The organism is Streptomyces sp. NPDC047515 (assembly GCF_040643055.1).
Lineage (GTDB): Bacteria > Actinomycetota > Actinomycetes > Streptomycetales > Streptomycetaceae > Streptomyces.
In genome coordinates, this window is record NZ_JBEYTM010000042.1 from 21,720 (window position 1) to 37,437 (window position 15,718).

12 protein-coding genes and 1 tRNA gene are annotated in these 15,718 nt (G+C 69.2%); 4 read left to right on the forward strand and 9 right to left on the reverse strand.

What is annotated here, in order from left to right:
- Positions 1 to 88 precede the first annotated feature (88 nt).
- Both tyrS and ABZ826_RS28155 read left to right on the forward strand, forming a co-directional pair.
- Positions 89 to 1,492: a tyrosine--tRNA ligase gene (gene tyrS, locus ABZ826_RS28150; RefSeq protein ID WP_361454083.1), complete on the forward strand. Its 1,404-nt coding sequence runs from the start codon at positions 89 to 91 to the stop codon at positions 1,490 to 1,492.
- A 351-nt stretch (positions 1,493 to 1,843) separates the two neighbouring features.
- Entirely contained in the window at positions 1,844 to 2,362 is a 519-nt protein-coding gene (locus tag ABZ826_RS28155) for a proline dehydrogenase (RefSeq protein WP_361454086.1), read from the forward strand.
- A gap of 225 nt (positions 2,363 to 2,587) precedes the next feature.
- Here ABZ826_RS28155 and ABZ826_RS28160 read toward each other — a convergent pair whose 3' ends face one another.
- The 3 genes from ABZ826_RS28160 to ABZ826_RS28170 all read right to left on the reverse strand — a co-directional run bounded on the left by ABZ826_RS28160 (position 2,588) and on the right by ABZ826_RS28170 (position 4,418).
- Positions 2,588 to 3,214: a hypothetical protein gene (locus tag ABZ826_RS28160; RefSeq protein ID WP_361454089.1), complete on the reverse strand. Its 627-nt coding sequence runs from the start codon at positions 3,212 to 3,214 to the stop codon at positions 2,588 to 2,590.
- 151 nt (positions 3,215 to 3,365) lie between these two features.
- Entirely contained in the window at positions 3,366 to 4,073 is a 708-nt protein-coding gene (locus tag ABZ826_RS28165; RefSeq protein ID WP_361454092.1) for a nucleotidyltransferase domain-containing protein, read from the reverse strand.
- A 117-nt stretch (positions 4,074 to 4,190) separates the two neighbouring features.
- Positions 4,191 to 4,418 (reverse strand): integrase, encoded by a 228-nt coding sequence (locus ABZ826_RS28170; RefSeq protein WP_361454095.1) that lies wholly within the window; start codon positions 4,416 to 4,418, stop codon positions 4,191 to 4,193.
- 116 nt (positions 4,419 to 4,534) lie between these two features.
- Between ABZ826_RS28170 and ABZ826_RS28175 the strand changes: the two genes are divergently transcribed.
- Positions 4,535 to 5,167: a helix-turn-helix domain-containing protein gene (locus tag ABZ826_RS28175; RefSeq protein WP_361454098.1), complete on the forward strand. Its 633-nt coding sequence runs from the start codon at positions 4,535 to 4,537 to the stop codon at positions 5,165 to 5,167.
- Between the two features lie 2 nt (positions 5,168 to 5,169).
- The gene (locus ABZ826_RS28180; protein ID WP_361454101.1) at positions 5,170 to 6,810 is read left to right on the forward strand and encodes a tyrosine-type recombinase/integrase; all 1,641 of its coding nucleotides are present in this window, start codon (positions 5,170 to 5,172) and stop codon (positions 6,808 to 6,810) included.
- Between the two features lie 49 nt (positions 6,811 to 6,859).
- Here ABZ826_RS28180 and ABZ826_RS28185 read toward each other — a convergent pair whose 3' ends face one another.
- From ABZ826_RS28185 to tmk, 6 genes are all read right to left on the reverse strand, one after another.
- A complete protein-coding gene (locus ABZ826_RS28185; protein WP_361454104.1) occupies positions 6,860 to 7,978 on the reverse strand; it encodes a DUF6615 family protein in 1,119 nt (372 codons plus the stop codon).
- Positions 7,975 to 8,613, reverse strand: coding sequence for a hypothetical protein (locus ABZ826_RS28190; RefSeq protein ID WP_361454107.1), 639 nt, complete (start codon positions 8,611 to 8,613; stop codon positions 7,975 to 7,977). Before ABZ826_RS28190 ends, ABZ826_RS28185 begins: the two co-directional genes overlap by 4 nt.
- 256 nt (positions 8,614 to 8,869) lie before the next feature.
- A tRNA-Thr gene (locus ABZ826_RS28195) sits at positions 8,870 to 8,943 on the reverse strand.
- 151 nt (positions 8,944 to 9,094) lie between these two features.
- A complete protein-coding gene (locus ABZ826_RS28200; RefSeq protein ID WP_361454110.1) occupies positions 9,095 to 10,627 on the reverse strand; it encodes an alpha/beta hydrolase in 1,533 nt (510 codons plus the stop codon).
- A 127-nt stretch (positions 10,628 to 10,754) separates the two neighbouring features.
- Positions 10,755 to 11,960 (reverse strand): DNA polymerase III subunit delta', encoded by a 1,206-nt coding sequence (locus ABZ826_RS28205; RefSeq protein ID WP_361454113.1) that lies wholly within the window; start codon positions 11,958 to 11,960, stop codon positions 10,755 to 10,757.
- A 380-nt stretch (positions 11,961 to 12,340) separates the two neighbouring features.
- A complete protein-coding gene (gene tmk / locus ABZ826_RS28210) occupies positions 12,341 to 15,607 on the reverse strand; it encodes a dTMP kinase (protein ID WP_361454116.1) in 3,267 nt (1,088 codons plus the stop codon).
- Between the last annotated feature and the right edge of the window lie 111 nt (positions 15,608 to 15,718).

The following is a 15,718-nucleotide window of genomic DNA, read 5'->3' on the forward strand; positions in this document are numbered from 1 at the left end:
ATGTACCGAAGGTGGCGATGATAAAATCGCCGCTTCCAATCCCACTACTGGTCAGGCCAGTTGTCCGACGCAGGAGCGTATAGGCGCCATGAGCCGTTTGAGTGAGTCCGTCACCCGTGTCATGCACATCCTCGATGGAGCGGACCTGGGCGCGGACTATACGGCCGCGCAGCTGCTCGGCGAGACAAAAGCACGGCGCTCCCTCGACCTCTCCGACCTCTCCCCCCAGGAGCAGGCTGCCCTGGTCGAGGGGCGCGCGAACCACCTGATCCCCTCGGCCGCGGCACTCGCCGAGAAGATCGAGGCCGCGCAGGCGGCGGGACGTCCGTTCGTCGTCAAGTACGGCATCGACCCGACCTCGCCCGATGTCCACCTCGGCCACGCGGTGCCGATCATCATCGCCAGCCGGTTCCAGCGGATGGGCCACCACGTCGTCTTCATCATCGGCGATGTCACGGCCAAGATCGGCGATCCGTCGGGACGCTCCTCGGAGCGACCGCCCCTCACCGACGAGGACATCGCTCGCAACCTGAGTGGCTACCAGCAGCAGGTCACACCGTTCATCGACTTCGAGCGGGCCGACCTGCGCTTCAACGGCGAGTGGCTGAACAAGGTCACCCTGCCGGAGCTCGTCGGGGTTCTCGCCCGGGTCCCGGTCTCCATGTCGCTCCAGCGCGAGGACTTCCGCACCCGGCTCGCCGAGGGCCACGGGCTATCCATCGCCGAGCTCGTCTACTCCGTCGTCATGGCCTGGGACTCGGTGGCCATCGACGCCGATGTCGAACTCGGCGGCATGGACCAGCTGCTGAACCTCCAGATGTGCCGCAAGGTCATGGAGATCTCGGACCAGACCCCCGAGGTCGTCATCACCACCTCGCTCATCGAGGGTACCGACGGCACGGGCGCCAAGATGAGCAAGAGCAAGGGCAACTACGTGGGCCTGACGGCGTCGCCTGATGACGTCTACGGCCGGCTGATGTCCATCCCCGACCACCTCACCGAGCCGTACCTCCAGCTGCTCACCGAGTGGACGGACGACGAGATCCGCCTGGTCACCAAGCGCCTGGAGGAGGGAACCGCGCACCCGATGGCGATCAAGCGGATCCTTGCAGGCGAAGTGGTGGCCGCTCTCCACGGCCTGGACGCCGCTGCCGCCACCCGCGCGGAGTTCACGGCGCGCTTCTCCAAGCGCTCTTTCGGGGACACCCAGAACCTCCCTGTCGTCTCCCTGAAGGACCACGCCGAGGACACGCTCGGGGCGCTGATCAGCCGCACGCTGGACTTCGCTCCCAGCATCTCCGCCGTGCGCCGTGTGGCCCAGCAGAACGGCCTCCGCTTCATCCGCGAGTCGGACGGAGAGCAGCAGACCACGCAGCTCACGGAGGCTTCCGTCCAGCAGGCGCTGAGCGCGGTCGTGAACGAGGTCGGAGCACTCGACGGTGTCGAGCTCTACCTCAAGGTGGGTCGCAAGGTCGCCCGCATCGACGTCTGAGATTGGCTAACCGTTTGGGGTTCGGCGTCGAGCGCAGCTCGAGCTTGACCTGTGTCTTCGCAATTCGGCAGACGTGAACGCGGCCTTCGTCTGATCCTGCACTCCGTCATAGAGGCAGAGAATCAGCACGAAGGCCGTGGTCGCGAGATTGGGCACCAGGGTGTCCTGCCGGATGCATTCGTGGAAGTGTCATGCCTCCGCTCGGAGTTGTGCGCGTGTCTGACCGCGCGGGGCGACGCACTGTTCGATCACGGACGGGCCCGTGCGGACGCGGTCGACCTGGCGCCGGAACCGGAACACCGCCGCAGCCCCGGCGCACTGGACGAACGACCACAACGGCAGGATGGGCCCATGGACGCAGGGCTCGCCGCGCTGCTGGGCGCCGGTGTCGGCTCTGTCGCCACGCTTGGCACCGCGATCGTCAGCGGCCGGGCACAGGCACGGGCACAACATGATCAGTGGCGTCGTCAGCGCCGCCGCGACGCATACGCCGACCACCTCAGCGCGCTCCATGACCGCGACATCGCCATGGACGCCATCCTCGACGCGCTGCGTCCGGACAACCCTGACCTACCCGATGTCGACGAGAGGATACGCCGCTTCATCGCCCTGGCCCGCGAGGTCCACCGCGCTGCCGAAGTCGTGATCCTCGAGGGACCGGTTTCCCTCGAGGAAGTCACCGAACGAGTCGCCCACGCCTCCAGCGACCTCTCCCACGTCATGCGGCGGATGGCCGAGAACGCTCACGCGGGAGACACCACCCAAAAAGCCGAGGACACCACCCTGGCTGCCGAACGAGAACGAATCCTCTACCAAGCAGTCAAGGACTTCCGCCTCGCAGCCCGCAGTGTCATCGGCAACACGAAGTGACACACGAACCGTGGCCGGCATGACCACCGGAATGCCTGAGGCACGCTCAGCTTGGGATGGCCGGCGGCGCCCCCGTCCGGGTCGGCGCCGTTCTGTTTGCCCTCGACACGGCTGGTAGGCGCGTTGCCATGGCCGCACTCGGTGGTCATGGGACGGGACAGCACCCTCGCTCGGCGTCGGCCCGGAGCTGGATCGTCAATAGCCCGTCCGGACAGCTCGAACGGATCAAGAAGCCCAGCCTCGCCTCAGGGCGAGTTGGCCGGCCTGATGCGCGTCGCGCTGCTCAGTGATCCACCGCTCGACCTGGTCTACGGACTTCGTGACGAGCTGATCCGTGGTGTCGAGCAGTTGAGTGCGCCATCGGGGATCACCGGCGTGCCACCCGATCCAGCGGTGCCAAGCCATCTCAGGCCAGCTCTTGTCGATGACGACGTCGGGCCGGTGACGGGGGTCGAGAGCGTGCTTCCGATGCCACGCTGCCCAGCCGAGGAAGGCATCGACCGCCGGGGCGTCCCACCGACCGGGGTCGCGCTCGGCAAGCCGAACGCGCCGGACCTCGTCGGCGACGTCGACCAGGCACACGGCGATGCCATCCCAGCAGTGGAGCGGAGGGCACTGCGAGGACTTCGCCCAAGGGCGACTGCCCGGTGAGCAGTCAATTCCGCAGTCCTGGTACTCCAGCGCGCGTCGCACCCACATCTCGGTCATGCGATGGCGCCAGTGCAGGTCGGCGTCCTCCGGCACGCCGAGTTCATCGAAGTCGTGCACGACGATCTGCCTGATCCTGCTGGCTGCGGCGTAGGCGAGCGTCGTCTTGCCCGAGCAGCTGGACCCGGTGAGCTTGAACAACATCGCCCCAGGGTGCCAGCGCCTCAGCACCTCTCTCGACCCGTTTTGCGCCCCGCCCGCCTCCGCCGAGTACCGAGCGAGGCTGCAGGGTACCCGGCCTGATCCGAGTCCGCTCACGGTCACGAATACGAGCAGGCACTGGTAGCCGAGCCGCTCATGGCGTTCCGCCGCCGCGCTTGTAGCCCTCCCACAACCGGCCGCCGGTCTGCTCCAGTACCTCGTCCACCACACCGACGAGGGGCTGGACCTCACCCCCCAGCACCTCACGAACGGCGTGGTGCAGGCGCATGCTGAGCCCTGGTGCCGTGGTCTCGAGACGACGTGCCAGCCACTTCCCGCCTCCGACCCAAGACCCACCAATGGCCAGTGCCAACTCGCCGGTTCGCCGCGCCAGTTCGGTGGCAATGAACAGCCGCTCGCCTCCGTCCGTGCTCCCCGAGAGATCGTCGAGGAGGTCGGTGATCGCGTAGCGGCGGTCATCGATCTCTTCGGCCGAAACGGTCGGCGGTCCCGCGGCGGCCAGCCTCTGGGCTTCAGCAGCGAGGCAGGCACCGACTCCATCGGTGTCGAAGAGCAGCAGCCCGTCTGCGCACATCGAGAGCAGCGGTGACCGGCGCCTGCGTACTTCTCGCTCGACGTACGCGTACCAACTCGCCTCGGTGTGCACGAACAGCTCCACCGGCCAGTCGCCGTGCCGGAAGCTTGCACGGTACGGGGCTGGGGCCCCATGCAGGAGCACCACGATGTCGAGGTCCGACGTCGCCGCACGGCGCCCCGTCAAGACGCTGCCTCCCAGGAACGCCGCCCGAGCGTCAGGGTGGTGTTCCTCGACAACAGCGCGCGCGGCGCCAATCGCATCCATGCAGTAACTATCTGCACCTTGGGCGTACCGCGCACTGGGTTTCTTCGTCAGCGCACTGGTAACCCTGGAAAGGGATCCCGGCATCCCCGGAAGAGGCGGGTACCCGAAGCGTCTCAGCTACGAGCAGACCTCAGCACTCTCGGCAGCCTGTGCCAGGTCGATCCCGAGGAGCCGGTGCAGCTCCGCAGTGACCACACGGTACGCGTTGCCGAGCTTGAGGACCGTGACCGGGTACTCGCCCCGCTTCGCCAGCGCGTAACCCGTACTGCGGCCGATCGTCAGTGCCTTGTTCGCCGTGTCGAGGTCGACAGCGACAGGCAGAGCGAGCAGTTCCTCGCGAGCCATTCCCCTGACAGCCTTGCACGCAGCCATGACGCATCCCATCGGCAAAAGTTGTTCTGACCGCAGAACGAATATCACGAATATTGCGGCCACATATTTTAACGACGTAAGTTGCATCTATGACGAATTACGATTGGTCCCCGAGCTTCACAGCCCGCGTCGCCGAGCAGATGCGCCGGGCCCGTAAGGCCGCTGGCCTCACCGTGGCGGAGGCTGCCGAGGCGTGCGCCTCCCTGGGCCTCGCGGTCCCAAAGACGACGATCACGAACCTGGAGACCGGACGCCGCAGCTCGATCGACCTGGCGGAGTTCCTCGTCCTGGCCGAGGCCTACCAGGTGCCCCCGGTCAGTCTGCTGTTTCCTCTGGGCACCGATGCCTCGGTGGCCGTGCTCCCCGGCAGGGAGGTCCCGACGTGGGAAGCGGTCTCCTGGTTCACCGGCGAGACCCCTCTCGACAAGCCCGCCCCCGAAGGGTCCGCCCGGGACGTGCTCGACACCTACCGCGCCCACAGCGACTCCGTGACCACCGCCCTGGCATCCACCCGGCTCGCGAAGGAACGGCGCCGGAAAGCCAGCATCACGCTCGACGCCACCCGTCGCGACGCCCTCCTGGAAACCGCAGCCTCGTACGAACAGCTCGCCTTCGACGACTGCAGAGAACTGCGCGAGTTCCGCGACGCGATGCGGGAGCGCGGACTGGTTCCCTCCGATCTCCCCACCGACCTCACGTTCGTCGACAACCCCAAGGACTAACGTTGCCAAGCACCACCACGTCTGGCGGCACCGTCACGCGCCGCTGCTCGTGCCGTAACCCAGAGACCGGCAAGAACTACGGCAGGTCGTGCCCCAAGCTCGCCAATCGGCGCCACGGCACCTGGGCGATACGACACGAGCTACCCAACCGGCCCGACGGCACCCGCCGGGAGTTCCGCCGCAGCGGCTTCGAGTCCTCGGCCGAGGCGACCAAGGAGCTCAACAAGGTCCGCGCGTTGCTCGCCATACCCGACGAGGACGATCCTTCGGGCCAGCTGGCGATCAGCGACATGCTGGAGGCCTGCACCAAGAGCAAGGAGCCCCTGCCGGACTACGACGAGACTCGTCGTCGCCTGGCCGCCGGGCAGGCTCTCAACTCCAAGATGGCGGTGGCCGAGTGGCTGGACCTCTGGCTGGGCGGCAAGAAGCGCCTGCGCCTGAGCGGCTACAAGCGGTACGAACTTGATGTCCGCGTCCATCTCAAGCCCCACCTCGGCGAGGTGCGCCTCGACAAGCTCAACGTCCCGCACCTGGACCGGATGTTCGACGCCATCAACGAGGCGAATATCGAGATCCAGGAGCAGAACGCCCAGCGGCGCGCAGCCCTTGAGGAACTGGACACCATCCCCTGGAAGGGCCCAGAGAACCGGGCCCGCCGCAAGTGGTTGAAGGCCGCCATCGACCAGATGCCGCCCTTCCGCCGAGTCACGAGTGTCAACACGCAGCACCACATCAAGGCCACCCTGCGCGCAGCGCTCAACACCGCCATAGCGCAGCGGATCATCCCGAACTACAACCCGGCCGAGCACGTCGAGCTGGAGCCCGGCACCAAGCCCAAGGCACTTGTCTGGACCGACGAGCGGGTCGCTCACTGGCTAGCCACCGGCGAGAAGCCCAGCCCGGTGATGGTCTGGACTCCGGAACAGACCGGCAGGTTCCTGGACCACATCGTCGGGCACCGGCTTGAGGTCATGTGGCGCCTGATCGCCTTCCGTGGACTGCGCCGAGGCGAGGGCTGTGGTCCGCGGTGGATCGACTTCTCGAAGAAGTCGCGGTCCTTGAAGATAGCCACCCAGCTCATCCAGGACGGCTGGGACGTCCTCGAAGGTCTCCCGAAGACCAACAGCGGCATCCGGTCCATCGCACTCGACGACGAGACGGTCGAACTCCTGGACCTGCACAAGGCGGCGCAGGCGGAGCAGAAGCGCAAGTGGGGTGACGCCTGGAAGGACACCGGTCGCATCTTCACCGAGGAGGACGGCTCCTGGCTCCACCCTGGCAAGATCTCCGACCTGTTCGAGCGGCTCGTGGACGAGGCCGGTCTGCCGCCGATCCGCCTGCACGACCTGCGCCATGGTGCCGCGACGCTGATGCTGGCCGCCGACGTCGACATCAAGGTCGTCTCGGAGACGCTGGGCCACAGCGACACCCGCATCACGCGCGACATCTACCAGTCCGTCCTCGACGACCTGGCACGCGCGGCGGCGGAGGCCGTGGTCAAACTCGTGCCCCGCGCTCCCCGCGCGATCCGTTCACTGATCGAGCAGCGTGCGGCTCGACGCGCCCCCGCCATCGGCGCCTCGCCCCTCTGCACGTGCGAGTGCACCTGCGGTGCTGCTCAGAAGGAAGCACACACCGCGTAGCTCGGGTGCGTCTGGACTCACTGAGGGGTTCTCCTCCACGGAGAGCCCCTCAGTCATCCTCTGCGAGGTTCACGAGAACAGCACCAGCGGCTCGCTCATCCGGAGCGATGGCGTCATCTCCAAGGATCATGCCTCGCACGCGGTTCGGCAGCTCGGATGGCGGGCGCTCCGCGATCTCCTCCATGCGCCGGTACAGCGGCCATTGCCTCAAGTCGCGAGGCTGCTCGCCGGCGGCCCCCGCCAAGCCGAGTTCCTGGTCGAGGACGTCCCGTTCCATTCGCCGAACATCCTCGGTCTCAGTGGGCTGAACTCGCCCACTGGCCCTGGGCCTAGCGGGCCGCGACGGCACGTCAGGCCTCACCGTGAGGGGACCGTACTCCTCGTTCAAGGCGACTTGGAGTTCCTTGACCGCTGCCCGGTGAAGGTCCCTCACTCGCCGATACGGCGCCTCCGCCCTCCGGCCCTCGGACTCATTCTCATCGCACAGAAGACGGTGCCACGGCAGGCTCCGGTCCTTCACGTACGAAGTGCTGGCCCGGCTGAGGAGCAAGGTCCGCTGCACGACGAGGGCAGAGGCGATGGTGCACCCAAACTGTCGTTCGCCAACGGGGCCGTGGCCGCAGCCCGCCAGCGCCCCCGGCAGGAGGTCTGACTGCCAGCTCCGACGGTTGTAGAACACGTAGGCGGGAAAGCACCCCGAGGCGACAGCGTCCTCGATCAGGAGGTCGCTTTGCAGGCTCCCGTTGCTGGGCCGGTACCGAAGCTTGTAACTACCGTTCCACTCCTCGCGCTTAGCTTGGATCCGCATGCCGAAGCCGATGTCACCGGCATAGAACCACCATTCCCAGTCCGCACCGTTCACGGCCTCCTCAGTGCCCGTGAACCAGTGGACTGCCACGCGGTCCGCGTGCTCCATTCTGATAGTCGTCAGATGATGTTCGGTGAGCCCCACCTCGCCGGGTGCCTGGCCTTTCCGATGGCCGTGGGACAACCGCCCGAAGGTGTACTCGGAGCACAAGCTCAAGGTGCGGCAGAGCGACTTTCCGCGCAGGTCACGGCCACAGAATCGGCAGAACCGAGAGTCGGCCGATGCCTCGCGGCCACACTGACACACCTGCTCCACGTCGCCTTGCTCCGGGCCAACAGTCACCTTGGGCTTCGAGATCATCCGGCGGCCTGCTCGCGCAGGCCGCGGGCGAGCGCGGCATGGCGACGCATGACCGCTACGGTGCCCAAATCCACCTCGTCCTGGCCGTGCTCCTCCCCGCAGGGACAGATGCTCCAGCCTTCCTGCTCCACGCGGTCGGCCACGCTGTCCACCAACGCCGCCAGCTCGTCGAGCACCCCCACCGGAATCGCCGCGGCCCCATCGGCATGACGCTTCACGAGGGCGGCGCCGATCTCAGTCGCGAGGTCCAGGAGATGCGCTGCTGCCGCACCGTCATCGTTGAGGCTCGCGTACTTCCCGGCCTGCGCGGCTGCCGTGACCAGATGCCCCAGCGACTCGACGGGCGCGCTGACCGTGCGGTCGTCGATCCGTACCGGCCGTACCGCATGAGGACCGGCGGCTCCCTGATCGTCTTCTGCCGCCGCCTTCATGATGATCTCGGCAGCGGCTTCCGGGGTCACCAGGTGGACTGCTTCCTCAAGATCCATTCTTGTCTGCCGCGCCATAGTCTCGACGAGATAGGCCGCGACACCCTGAACCGATGTCGACTCCACCTCGACGCCGCGGGTCAGCAGTACAGCACTCGTCTGGGTCACGAGGGTCTTGAACGGAACCAGGTCCATCAGCTCTGCCACAGTCCCCAGCCTAGAAGCGGACGTTGGAGCCTTTCCACAAAACTGGCGTAATCGCCAAGTGATGTGACCGGACCGTTCTACGGCGATGGCGCGCCCTCCCGCGCGCACCCCTCTGCACAGGCTCTGCGCTCATGCGCTCCCCTCGCGCACCCCTTGGATTTGGTGGCACGAATGGGGGAGGCTGTGTCGGCCGACGCGGGGGGCGGAAAAAGCAAAAGCCCCAGATCACGGCGAGTGAGTTCTGGGGCTTCCACAGAGCCGCCTTCGGGATTCGAACCCGAGACCTACGCATTACGAGTGCGTTGCTCTGGCCAACTGAGCTAAGGCGGCACGCCCTGTCGCACCATGGTGCGATCAGCAGCGTCGCCAAGTCTACACAGTTTCCGGGGTGCTCCGCACCAGCCCGGCTGTGGACCGTTCTCGCAGGTCAGCAGCGAGTCTGTGAGGATCGGCGGGAGGTCGGGCGTCGGACCGGGCGGGATCAGGAGCACTGCTTGACGTCGGCCGGCGGGGTGCCGTCCAGGAGATAGGTGTTGATCGCCGTGTCGATGCAGTCGCTGCCTCGGCCGTACGCCGTGTGGCCGTCACCGCGGTAGGTGAGAAGGGTGCCGGAGGAGAGCTGGCCGGCCAGGGACTCGGCCCACTTGTAGGGGGTGGCCGGGTCGCGGGTGGTGCCGACCACGACGATCGGGGCCGCGCCCTTCGCCTCGATGCGGTGGGGGGTGCCGGTGGGCCGGACCGGCCAGTGGGCGCAGTTCAGCGCTGCCCAGGTGAAGGTCCTGCCGAAGACCGGGGACGCCTTCTCGAAGCTCGGAAGTGCCCGAGCGGCGGCATCGGCATCAGCGAAGGCGGGCGGCAGGTCCAGGCAGTTCACGGCGGTGTTGGCGAACATCAGGTTCGCGTACGTGCCGTTCGGTTCGCGTTCGTAGTAGCCGTCCGCCAGGGAGAGCAGGCCGGAGCCGTCGCCCTTCCCGGCGCCGGTGAGGGCGTCGCGGAGCTGGGGCCAGGCCGACTCGTCGTACATGGCGGCGATGACCCCCGTGGTGGCGAGGGACTCGGTGAGCTCGCGGGAGTCGCCGGTGGGGACCGGCTTGGCGTCGAGGTCGGCGAAGAGCCGCTTGAGGCGGGTGGCCGCGTCGGCGGTGGAGGTGGTGCCGAGCGGGCAGCCCGCCTTCTTCACGCAGTCGGCGGCGAAGGACTGGAACGCGGTCTCGAAGCCCGCGGTCTGGTCACGGTTGACGTCGAGAGCCGGGAGAGACGGGTCCATCGCGCCGTCCAGGACCAGCCGGCCGACCCGGGCGGGGAACAGCTCGGCGTACGTCGCGCCCAGATATGTACCGTACGAAGCCCCGACGTAGTGCAGCTTCTCGTCGCCGAGCAGAGACCGCAGCATATCCATGTCGCGGGCCGCCTCGACAGTGGAGACGTGCGGGAGGATCTTGCCGGAGTGCCGCTCGCAGCCGCTTGCGAACTGTTGATAGGCGGCGCTCAGCCTGTCGACCTCGGCGGCGTCGTCCGGGGTCTGGTCGACCTGGATGTAGGCATCCATCTGCGGACCGGTGAGGCATTCGACGGGCTCGCTGCGGGCCACGCCGCGTGGATCGATGGCGACCATGTCGTAGCGGGCCCGGACCTGGGCGGGGTAGCCGATGGCCGCGTAACCCTGCAGATAGCCGATGGCCGAGCCGCCGGGGCCACCCGGATTCACCAGGAGGGAGCCGATCCGCTCGCCGGGTCCGGTGGCCTTCGCGCGGGAGACGGCGAGTTCGATGTCGCCGCCGTCCGGTTTGGCGTAGTCCAGCGGCGCCCTCATCGTCGCGCACTGGAATGCCTCGACGCCGCAGTCCCGCCAGTTCAGTTGTTGCGCGTAATACGCCTTGAGCGCGGCAGGGACGGGCGGCGAGGACAAGGACGGCACGGCGTTCGTCGAACTTCCGCTGCTGCAGCCGGAGATGAGGAGGCCGGCAGTGCCGAGCGCGATGGCGAAGGTGCGGAACGGGCGCCTGGTGTCCATCCCCGGAGCGTAGTCGCCGCGTGGCGGCTCGCCCGATTCTTCGCCCATACAGGTGAAAGCGGCGATAAGAGGAGCTGACGACAGGCAGTGCCGAGCCGCAGTTGATAAGCGGCGGTGCCGAGTGGCGTCAGCCCGCGCGCAACGCCATCGTCATCGCCTCCACCGCGAGCAGTGGCGCCACATTGCGGTCCAGCGCCCGACGGCAGGCGATCACCGCCTCTATCCGGCGCAGCGTGCGCTCGGGCGTGGACGAGCGGGCGACACGGTCGAGGGCGTCCTGTGCGTCCGCATTGGCGATGGCGATCCGCGAACCCAGCTGGATGGCCAGCACATCGCGGTAGAAACCGGTCAGATCGGTGAGCGCGAGATCGAGACTGTCACGCTGCGTACGGGTCTTGCGGCGCTTCTGTCTGTCCTCCAGCTCCTTCATCACCCCCGCCGTGCCGCGCGGCATCCGTCCCCCGGCGGTTGCGCCGAGCGCGGCCTTCATCTCCTCCGTCTCCTTGGCGTCGACCTCCTCCGAGACCTGCTTGGCGTCATCGGTGGCGGTGTCGATCAGCTCCTGGGCGGCCTTGAGACAGCCTCCGATGTCCTCGACCCGCAGCGGGAGCTTGAGTACGGCGGCCCGACGGGAACGGGCCCTCTCGTCGGTGGCGAGGCGCCGGGCCCTGCCGATATGGCCCTGGGTGGCACGGGCGGCCGACGCGGCCCGCTCCGGATCGATGCCGTCACGCCGGATCAGCACATCGGCGACCGCGTCGACCGGCGGCGTGCGCAGCGTGAGGTGACGGCAGCGGGAACGAATCGTGGGCAGCACGTCTTCGAGAGAGGGTGCGCAGAGCAGCCACACCGTGCGCGGCGCGGGCTCCTCGACCGCCTTCAGCAGGACGTTCCCCGCGCCCTCGGTGAGCCGGTCGGCGTCCTCCAGGACGATGACCTGCCAGCGGCCGACGGCCGGGGAGAGCTGGGCGCGGCGGACCAGCTCGCGGGTCTCCTTCACACCGATGGAGAGCAGATCCGTACGGACCACCTCGACATCGGCGTGCGTACCGATGAGGCTGGTGTGACAGCCGTCGCAGAAGCCGCAGCCCGGTGCGCCGCCCAGAGCGCGGTCGGGGCTGGTGCACTGGAGTGCGGCGGCGAAGGCTCGGGCGGCCGTGGACCGGCCGGAACCCGGTGGCCCGGTGAACAGCCAGGCATGGGTCATCTTCGACCCCGGAGACACCGGCTCCCCCGCGGAGTCGGCGGTGACCAGCGCATCGGCGTCCCGAGCGGCGGCACCGAGCTGCTCCTGCACCCGATCCTGGCCGACCAGGTCGTCCCATACGGTCATGGGTCATCGCCCTTCCGGTGATGTGCGGCCGCACGGCTGTCGTGCGACGCGGCCGCGCGGCTGTGATGTCGCTGCTTGTCGATCCGGCGTTCCCGGCCCGGATCCCGCGTACCCGACCGGCTCTCGCTTCCCCGGCCTCGCTCCCGCGTACCCGATCGGCTCTCGCTTCCCCGGCCCCGGCTCCGCTTGCCCGGCCCGCGACCCGCTTCCCTCATGCGGATCCGGCTTCCGGGTCCGCGTGCCGGATCCGGCCTACTGCCCCGGCACCCTGATCCGAACTCCCGATCCGTCCTCCCATTGTGGGGGACGGGTCTGACAATCCCGGCAGCACGGCGGTCCGGCTGCCGGGATTGTCAGACCCGCCCGGCAGCCGTCGCGGTTCAGCGGCGCGGTCGGCGTCCCCGGCCCGAGGAGCCCGAGCCCTCGTCGTCGCGGTGGTCGCCGAGCAGCTCGTCCGCCAGCGTGGGGAGATCGTCCAGCGGGGTCTCCTCGGCCCAGTCGGGACGAGGACGCCGGCCTCGGCGCCCCTGGCCCTCCTGGTGCTCCTGGCCGTCCCAGTGATCCTGAACCGGCTGCGGGGTACCCGCGCCCGGGTCGCTGATCTGCGGAAGCTCGCGCGTGCGCTCGTTCTCGCGCTCCGACGCGGCGTCCGCCGGGCGCTCATCACGGAAGATGCCCCGCGGAACCCGGTCCGACGGATTCACGTCCCGAGCGTCCCAGGCGCCACGGCTGTCCCGGGGGTCCTGGGTGTCCCGAGCGCTTCGTGCATCCCGTGCGTCCCGTACCGGAGGAAGCACCGCCGTCTCGTCCGCGGCACCGGCGGCACCGGGCCGGTCGGACCGGTGGTCGGAGGAGTCGGCCTGATCCGACCGCTCGGACCGCTCCGACCGGTCGTGGATCTTCGGGATCATCGCCGTTTCGGCCTCGTCGGACGGCGTGGTCGGGGCGACCGGCGAAGGCACCGGCTGTGTCACTTCGTTCGGGCTGACGATCGGCGTCGGCACCGTGATCTCGTTGTCGGGTACGGACGCCGCCGCGGCAGCCTCGGCGCGCGCCGCCTCCGCAGCGGCAGCCGCGTCGGCCTCGGCCTGCCGACGGGCCGCCTCGGCCCGCAGCAGTGCCTCCTCGGCCTTGCGCTGCTTCTCCAGCCGTCGTGCCTCGGCCTCCTTGCGCAGCCGGGCTTCCTCCTCGGCCTGCCTGCGCAGCCGGGCCTGCTCGGCCTCGCGGGCCGCTTCCTCGGCCTCCAGCCTGACCCGCTCCTCCTCGGCCAGGCGCCGGGCCTCCTCGGCCCGCTGCCTGGCTTCCTCGGCCTGGCGTTCCTCCTCGCGCCGACGCGCCTCCTCCAGCTCGCGGCGCTTGCGCTCCTCCTCCTCGGCGCGAAGCTTGGCGAGCTGTTCCTGCCGCTCGCGCTCCAGCCGCTCCTCCTCGGCCTTGCGGGCCGCTTCCTCCTCGGCCTTGCGCCGGGCCTCCTCCTCGGCCGCCCTGCGCGCCTCCTCCTGGGCCTTGATCTCGGCCTCGGAGAGCGGAAGGAGCTGGTCGAGCCGGTGACGTACGACCGTGGTGATCGCTTCCGGATCCTGGCCCGCGTCCACCACCAGGTAGCGGGTCGGGTCGGCCGCGGCCAGCGTCAGGAAACCGGCCCGCACCCGGGCGTGGAACTCGGGCGGCTCGGACTCCAGCCGATCGGGGGCCTCGGTGAACCGTTCCCGCGCGGTCTCCGGGTCGACGTCCAGCAGCACCGTCAGATGCGGTACGAGTCCGCTCGTCGCCCAGCGCGAGATCCGGGCGATCTCGGTCGGGGAGAGATCACGGCCCGCGCCCTGGTAGGCGACGGACGAGTCGATGTAGCGGTCGGAGATGACGATCGCGCCGCGCTCCAGCGCCGGACGGACGAGCGAGTCGACGTGCTCGGCGCGGTCGGCGGCGTACAGCAGTGCCTCGGCCCGGTTGGAGAGCCCGGCCGACGACACGTCGAGCAGGATCGAGCGCAGCCGCTTGCCGACCGGGGTCGCACCCGGCTCACGGGTGACGACGACTTCGTGGCCCTTGGCACGGATCCAATCGGCGAGCGCCTCGACCTGGGTGGACTTGCCGGCGCCGTCGCCACCCTCCAGGGCGAGGAAGAAACCGGTCGCGGCGGGGGCGACGGCCGGGTCGCCGCCGCGCAGCGCCTCACGCAGGTCGCGGCGCAGCGGCACCCCGGAACGGTCGTCCGTCCTGGCAAGGACGATCACGGCGACGGGCAGCAGCAGGGCACCGATCAGCATCAGGGCGAAGGCCGCTCCACCGTGGGCGAAGACGAAGCCCCCGGAGGTCAGCCGATGGGCACCGATCGCCGCGGCCAGCAGCGGCCCCGCGAGCGCGCCGAGTGCGATGAGGACCCGTACGACGGCCTGGAGGTGTTCCGTGGTCCTGGCCCGGCGGAACTCCTCGGTCTCCTGGTCGACCAGGACATGACCGGTGTGGGCGGCGACCCCCGCCGCGTAACCGGCGAGCACCGCGATCATGAGCACGGTCGCCGTGTCCGGCACGAGGCCCATGGCGAGGAGCGCGACACCGGTGACGGCGATGGCCAGAGCGAGCAGCCTGCGTCGCGACAGCGCGGGCAGCACCTTCCCGGCGGTACGGATGCCGACCCCGGTGGCGCCGGTCAGTCCGAGGACCAGCAGGGCGAAGGCGGCGGGCCCGCCGCCCAGCTCGGCGGCGTGCAGCACGGCGACGGCAGCGGCGGCGGCGATCGCTCCGGCGACCGCGGCCGACGCGCCGACGATCAGCGGTACGGCTCCGGTGCGGCCCTTGTCGGGACCACTGCCGGTCGACGGCCGGCGCAGGCCCTCCAGCGGCGAGCGCGGGCGGGGCGTCTGCGAACCGGGCAGCTCCAGGAAGTACAGGGTCGAGATGGAGGCCGAGAAGAGCCCGGCCGCGACGTACGAGCCGAGGGCCGCCTGATGGAACGAGAACCACTCCAGGCCCGAGCCCAGCAGGTTGCCGATGAGCGTGGCGATCAGCAGGACGGCCGCGGCGGCCGGGACGGCGGCGAAGTCGGTACGGAGGGAGAGCCGGCGCAGTGCGTCGAGGCGGTCGGGCAGGGGACGTACCGCGGCACCCTCGGGGGGCGGTGCGGGCAGCAGCGCGGGGGCTGCGCCGTCCTTGGCGACCGTCCACAGGCGTTCGCTCGCACCGACGACGAAGACGGTGATCAGGATCATCATGAGTGCCTTGTCGGGCATCCAGTCGATCCACAGCGGCGCGACGACCAGCAGCGCGAGCCGCAGCCCGTCGGTGCCGATCATCAGCCACCGCCGGTCCAGCGGTCCTCCTGGCGCGGTGAGCGTCGTCAGCGGCCCCAGGAGTACGGCTCCGAAGAGCAGGGTGGCAAGGATCCGGGCACCGAACACCGCGGCGACGGCGAACGCCACCCCTCGGTATCCAGCTCCGAATGAGCCCTCCAGGACCGCCGCTTGCAGCGACATCAGCACCAGCACGAGAAGGGCGAGTGCATCGCCGATTCCACCGACGAGCTGGGCGCTCCACAACCGCTTCAGCGGGGGAACGCGCAACAGGGCTCGTACGGCGCGCTCGCGTGAGTCTGCGGCAAGTGTGTCGGAGGTGGGGCTCACGACCGTTGGCTGCTCGGCTCGCGTCATCCGCCCAGCCTATCCGGAGCGACGGGGTCCCCGGAGGCCCCGCCCGAACATATGGGCGCCCGAGGGCGTTCCGACCCTCCGACGACCGGGGGGCCTACCGCGCCGCTCTGG